Source organism: Roseovarius sp., assembly GCF_048262375.1.
GTDB lineage: Bacteria > Pseudomonadota > Alphaproteobacteria > Rhodobacterales > Rhodobacteraceae > Roseovarius.
On the sequence record NZ_JBLXFE010000059.1, the window covers coordinates 1 to 5,377 of the forward strand.

Sequence of the window (5,377 nt, forward strand, 5' to 3'; positions counted from 1 at the left end):
TATAACTTGAGAAAGACCAAGTTTATTAACGGTATAAGGATACCTTACATTTGATGAACAATCGTCAGCCTGGCCGCCGTGGGCGCGGCCGGAACACCAACAATCGCCCCCAAGGCAACCGCGGCGGCGGAACGGACCGTGACAACCGGATCGACAGCCGCGCGCGTGGCAATGCCGTGCAGATGCTCGATAAATTCAAGAAAATGGCGCAGGATGCGCAGGTCAATGGTGACCGCGTCCAAGCCGAATATTATCATCAGTTTGCGGATCACTATTTCCGGGTAAACGCCGATACGGTAGCCCGCCGGGAAGAACAGCGGCTTGCCAGGGAAGAGCCGCGCGGAGACAATCGCGGCAATGGTTCGGGTCAGGACGATTCCGGCGAAAAGGATGGTGGCAATGGTCGCGGCCGTCCGCAGCAAAATCGCCAACAGCGTGATGATCGTGATGATCGCGAGAATGTTGCGACGGATGACGCAGCGGAAGAGAAAAAACCGGTTCGCAGCCGCCGTCCGCGCAAGACCGACGCTGTCGCTCGCAAGGAAGTCACGGAAAAGAACGGCGAAGCCACCGGTCTCGATGCCAGTGCCTTGCCGCCGGCGATTTCGCAGGCGAAAGACGTTGAAGTCGAGAAGAAGCCGGCTCGCAAAAAGCGGGTGGCCAAACCACAACCTGCCGCAGAAGGCGACGCTGTCTAAACAGCCTCGGCTGGAACGGGATGATGATCGGCGCATTCTGGTGCCGGTCGTCAATCCTCTGACAATGCTATGGTGAAATAGGGATCCTAATCGGCTTCGCGGCGATAAAATTATCAGGCCGTTGGTTCGCCCTGAATGGCCTTCTCCAGCCACTCGGGCAGGTCGAGTCCGCTGAGGTCCTCGACGCGCCGATGCTCGACCGACCACCCCCAAGCGGGATAGGCCATACGCTGGCGTTTTTCATCGGCCTGGGCAATCGGAACGACGACCATCCGCCGGTTCACCTTTTGCCGGTAATTCATCCGCGCGGTGTTTTCCTGTCCGACGTAACAGCCCTTGGAAAAGCTGACCCCATGCAGTTCAGCGGCATTGCATTCGAGCCATAACGTCTTGTCGCTGCCGAGTTCCGCAGCACCCTCGGTCACGCCGAGAGACAGGCGGTGCTTGCGATAGGCGTCCGCCGCACCACCGGCATCGGCACCATCGAGCCAGCGGTGGCCCAGTGCGCCCAGTCGGGGATCGACCGGTCGCGCATCTGCGGCGAGAGCCCAGTGAACACCGACCGACTCATCCCGCGCGATCCCGACTTTTCGCCGCAAGCGATAGAGTTTCAGGCGTCGGATGAGGCCCTCCGCCTGCTCGCTTTCGCAATCGATCAGGATATCGTTGCCATCGGCCCACAGAAAGAAATCAAACAGGACTTTGCCCTGCGCGGCAAGCAGCGCGGACCATTGGGGAGCCCCTTCGCTGACCGCCGCGATGTCTTGGGTCACCAGCCCCTGGAGAAATTCCCTGACATCCTCGGATTCATCGCTTGCGGAAAGGCGAATGATGGCGCGGTCATTAAGTCTGGTTTCGGTCATGGCATTTAGGTAGGGGGTGATGCAGGAAAAACCAAGCTTTACGCGGAGCCTTATGACCGACACGATTACCATCCGGCGCCCAGATGACTGGCACGTGCACCTTCGTGACGACGCCATGCTGACAGTGGTCGCTCCGTTTACCGCCCGGCAATTTGCCCGGGCGATCATCATGCCCAATCTTTCCCCACCGGTTACCAGCGCTGCAAGTGCTGCGGCCTATCGGGACCGCATCATGGCGGCCTTGCCGGACGGGTCGGACTTTACGCCGCTGATGACCTGTTATCTCACCGATGATGCCAATGCGGACGATATCGCCGTCGGGCACGCCGAGGGGATATTTACCGCGGCGAAACTCTATCCCGCCAATGCCACAACCAACAGCGCGCACGGGGTGACGGACGTAGCGCACATTATGCCGGTCCTTGAGCGGATGCAGACGATCGGTATGCCGTTGCTGGTCCATGGCGAGGTGACCGATGGCGATATCGATATTTTTGATCGCGAAGCAGTGTTCATCGAGCGGGTGCTGGAAAAGCTGATCCGGCAATTGCCGGGTCTGAAAATCGTGTTCGAGCATATTACGACGGTGCAGGCGGTCCAGTTTGTCGATCGTGCTGGTCCCAATGTCGCTGCCACGATCACCCCGCATCACCTGCATATCAATCGCAATGCGATGTTCGCTGGCGGGATCCGTCCGCATGCCTATTGCCTGCCTGTGGCGAAGCGGGAGCAGCACCGGCTGGCGCTGCGCAAGGCGGCCACGTCCGGATCGGCCAAATATTTCCTCGGCACCGACAGCGCGCCGCATGAAATTCATGCCAAGGAATCAGCCTGCGGCTGTGCCGGGATTTTTAACGCGCCCTATGCACTGGAAAGCTACGCTGCGATGTTCGACGAAGAAGACGCGCTCGACCGGCTGGAAGCGTTCGCGTCCGAGAACGGCCCCAGATTTTACGGCTTGCCGTGCAACGAGGGCCGGATCACACTCGAACGGCGTTCTGCGGTGGTTCCTCAAACTATCGAGGCCAGCGGCTCCACACTGGTTCCGTTCCATGCGGGAGACGAACTGGATTGGCGAATCGTCCGGTCTTGACCAGCCGAGACTTGCGGCAATTCTGGCTCCCGTAGCTTTCGCGAATAATCATGGCAATCGCCGCTACGAAGCGGTCAATTGTCAGGCCAGGTGGACTTTTTGCTGTGCTTTGCTCGCCAGATAGGAATCGGCCGAATAGAGCGCGAGGCTGATCCAGATCAGCACGAAGCAAATGATGTGCGACGCGGTCAGCGGTTCCCTGTACACCAATACGCCCACCAGAAACTGGATCGTCGGCGCGAGATAGTTGAGCAGGCCGATCGCGCTAAGGGTCATTTTCTTGACCGCTGAAGCAAACAGCAGCAGCGGGATTGCGGTGACCACCGAGCCCCCGATCAGCAACAGGTCGATCGTCGAATCCTCTCCGAAATGCTGGCCGTTCGCGGGCTGCGGCATGCCGAAGGTCAACCAGATCAGGAACAGGGTGAAAGGCAGAAAAAGAATGCCGGTCTCGGCCGTCAGCCCGACGATCGGACCAATGTCCGCGATTTTGCGGACCAGCGCGTAGCTGCTCCAGGAAATTGCCAGCGCCAGGCTGATCCAGAGCGTGTCCAGCGCCTGCACCGCGAGTACCGAAACCCCAACTGCCGCGATCGCAATGGCCATCCACTTGTTGCGGGAGAGTTTCTCGCCGAGAAAAATCCTGCCCCAGAGAACGCTCAGCAGGGGGCTGATGAAATAGCCGAGGCTGGCTGCGAGAATATGGTCTTCGTGCACGGCCCAGACGTAGATCAGCCAGTTTGCCGCGATCAGAACGGAACTGGTGAGCATGGTCCAGCGCAGTTTGCGGTTGGCGATTGCGATTGCCAGACCGGCAAGATTTTTACGGAAATAGAGGATGATCAGCAGCAGCGGCACCGACCAAATGATCCGGTGGGCGACGACTTCCAGCGCGTCGACGCTTTGCAACAGCTTGAAATAAACCGGCATGAGGCCCCAGAAAACGCAGGCGATCAGCGCCTGAACGAATCCGATTCGGCTGTTGGATGGTGCAGGAGACATGGTGCAGCGCTTAAGCATCATGCCACCGCCCGGCAATCAAGAAATCCTATTCGCAGGAAAACCCGAAAACAGGGTCAGATAATGCCGCCACCGATCCACAGCCGGAAACCGGAGATCGCCATGACGATCAGGCAGAAATACATGCCGCTGGTGCGGGAGGAAATCAGGCCGAACAGCGCGCCGATTCCCGCGATCGGCAGGATCAGCCAGTTGGTCCAGCCGAGCAGGGGCACCAGGCCGATAAAGGTCAGAACAAGGGCAATGAGCCCGATCAGGATTGAGATAAGATTAGCCATAACTGTATTATAGACATAGTGCACCACTTTTACAAGCATTTGCAATTCCACTGGGTCATAGTAGGCTGGTAGCTTGAGGGAGAGGCGGGCCATGGCCATCGACGATATCAGGATTGAAACCGAGCGGTTGATATTGCGTCCGCCCAATGCCGACGATTTTGACGGATGGGCCGCGTTTCAGGCCGACGCGGATACAATGACCTTCATTGGCGGGGCAAAAAGCCGAGCCGAATCCTGGCGGGATATGTGCGCCATGGTCGGTGCCTGGCACGTGCGCGGCTATGCGATGTTCTCGCTTCTGCTCAAGGACAGCGGACAGTGGATCGGGCGGATCGGACCCTGGTATCCAGACGGATGGCCCGGCACCGAGGTCGGATGGGGGGTGTCTCCCGAATATGCGGGACAGGGCTATGCCCTGGAAGCGGCGGTGGCCAGCATGAACTACGCCGTCGACACGTTGGGCTGGAGCGATATATGTCACACGATTGATCCGGAAAATAGTGCGTCGATCAGACTGGCGGAACGTCTCGGCTCGACCAATCGTGGGCCGACAAAACTGCCCGAACCCTATCAGGACGCGCGGGTTGACGACTGGGGACAATCGCGCGATCAGTGGTTGCAGAACCGGAAGAAATTTCAATAGTCCGCCCGAATTGGGTGGACAAACGGAGACTATTAGAATGGCCGAAGACCGATATCTGGACCCGACACGCGAAAGCTTTGACGCATTCAAGGCGCTCCCGCGCGACGTACCGATCAACATGCTCAATCTGCTCCGGTTTCACGACGAGGCGCAATATCCGGCGGATCACACCAATGCGGGCAAGGGCTGGAGCGGTGAACGCGCTTATCAGGAATATGGCAAGACCAGCGGGCCGATATTCAAGCGGGTGGGCGGCACGATCATCTGGCGGGGACAGATGGAATGCATGGTGATCGGTCCCGATGACAAGCAGTGGGATTCCTCCTTCATCGCCCGCTATCCGCACAGCGGTGCGTTCATGGAAATGGTGACGGATCCCGAATATCAGAAAGCCGTGGTCAATCGCCAGGCGGCGGTCCTGACCTCCCGTCTGATCCGGTTCGGCGAAATTGACGGGCCGGATGGCTTTGGATGAAATCCCGAAACGGGACAAATAGTTAACAGATCGTCACCGGATTAACCAGTTTCCCTAACGGAAAATTAACGCTTTTTGATGCATTTGTTCCTTTAAATTCAGGAGCAAATCGCATGTCCAACCTTTCCCGTTCCCTTTTGCTGTCGGCGACCGCTTTTGCGCTGTCGTTGACGCTCACGGCCTGTGGCAGCAACGAGGCCAGCGAGGAAGAGCTGGCAAAGCTGGACGAAAACCTGACCTCTGATCCGGCGATGAACGACGCGCTGGAAGACGCGATTCTGGTCGATCCAGATCTTACGGATCAGGC

At 58.4% G+C, this 5,377-nt stretch carries 8 protein-coding genes; 5 read left to right on the forward strand and 3 right to left on the reverse strand.

Going from position 1 to position 5,377, the window contains the following annotated elements; all coding sequences use genetic code 11:
* The first annotated feature begins 53 nt into the window (after window positions 1-53).
* Window positions 54-698, forward strand: coding sequence for a DUF4167 domain-containing protein (locus ACN0SW_RS20210; protein ID WP_417729697.1), 645 nt, complete (start codon window positions 54-56; stop codon window positions 696-698).
* A gap of 113 nt (window positions 699-811) precedes the next feature.
* Here the strand turns inward: ACN0SW_RS20210 and ACN0SW_RS20215 are convergent, their stop codons facing one another.
* Window positions 812-1,624 (reverse strand): YgfZ/GcvT domain-containing protein, encoded by an 813-nt coding sequence (locus ACN0SW_RS20215; RefSeq protein ID WP_417729698.1) that lies wholly within the window; start codon window positions 1,622-1,624, stop codon window positions 812-814.
* Here ACN0SW_RS20215 and pyrC point away from each other — a divergent pair.
* A complete protein-coding gene (gene pyrC / locus ACN0SW_RS20220) occupies window positions 1,614-2,654 on the forward strand; it encodes a dihydroorotase (RefSeq protein ID WP_417729699.1) in 1,041 nt (346 codons plus the stop codon). The two genes, ACN0SW_RS20215 and pyrC, sit on opposite strands and share 11 nt — an antisense overlap.
* A gap of 81 nt (window positions 2,655-2,735) precedes the next feature.
* On the opposite strand, the gene rarD is transcribed toward pyrC, so the two are convergent.
* Both rarD and ACN0SW_RS20230 read right to left on the reverse strand, forming a co-directional pair.
* A complete protein-coding gene (rarD, locus tag ACN0SW_RS20225; RefSeq protein WP_417729700.1) occupies window positions 2,736-3,677 on the reverse strand; it encodes an EamA family transporter RarD in 942 nt (313 codons plus the stop codon).
* Between the two features lie 53 nt (window positions 3,678-3,730).
* Entirely contained in the window at window positions 3,731-4,051 is a 321-nt protein-coding gene (locus ACN0SW_RS20230) for a hypothetical protein (RefSeq protein WP_417729701.1), read from the reverse strand.
* On the opposite strand from ACN0SW_RS20230, the gene ACN0SW_RS20235 reads away from it, so the two are divergent.
* The 3 genes from ACN0SW_RS20235 to ACN0SW_RS20245 all read left to right on the forward strand — a co-directional run.
* Window positions 4,044-4,595 (forward strand): GNAT family N-acetyltransferase, encoded by a 552-nt coding sequence (locus ACN0SW_RS20235; RefSeq protein ID WP_417729702.1) that lies wholly within the window; start codon window positions 4,044-4,046, stop codon window positions 4,593-4,595. The two genes, ACN0SW_RS20230 and ACN0SW_RS20235, sit on opposite strands and share 8 nt — an antisense overlap.
* A gap of 37 nt (window positions 4,596-4,632) precedes the next feature.
* A complete protein-coding gene (locus ACN0SW_RS20240; protein ID WP_417729703.1) occupies window positions 4,633-5,070 on the forward strand; it encodes a DUF1330 domain-containing protein in 438 nt (145 codons plus the stop codon).
* Window positions 5,071-5,183: 113 nt separating this feature from the next.
* Window positions 5,184-5,377, forward strand: a 194-nt coding sequence (locus ACN0SW_RS20245; protein ID WP_417729704.1) for a hypothetical protein, incomplete at its 3' end; no start/stop codon positions are given.